Here is a 237-nt window from a genome sequence, read left to right as displayed (position 1 = left end):
AAGAAAGAAAATGTAGGAAATATAGTATCACCACAAGTAAAGAAAGAAAATGTAGGAAATATAGTATCACCGCAAATAAAGAAAGAAAATATAGGAAACATAGTGTCACCGCAAGTGAAGAAAGAGAATGTAGGAAATATAGTATCGCCGCAAGTGAAGAAAGAAAATGTAGGAAATATAGTGTCACCAAATGTATCGAAAGAAAATATAGTTATTCCGCAAGTAATACCGCCAAAT

At 32.1% G+C, this 237-nt stretch carries 1 pseudogene; it reads left to right on the top strand.

The features are described from left to right. A pseudogene (locus MR083_RS27345) lies at positions 1 to 237 on the top strand (peptigoglycan-binding protein LysM); the annotation flags it as partial.

The sequence above is a fragment of the Bacillus cereus group sp. BfR-BA-01408 genome (assembly GCF_022663305.1).
Lineage (GTDB): Bacteria > Bacillota > Bacilli > Bacillales > Bacillaceae_G > Bacillus_A > Bacillus_A pacificus.
The sequence above is the reverse complement of the archived record's forward strand: the minus strand, read 5'-3'. Positions and strand labels throughout refer to the sequence as shown.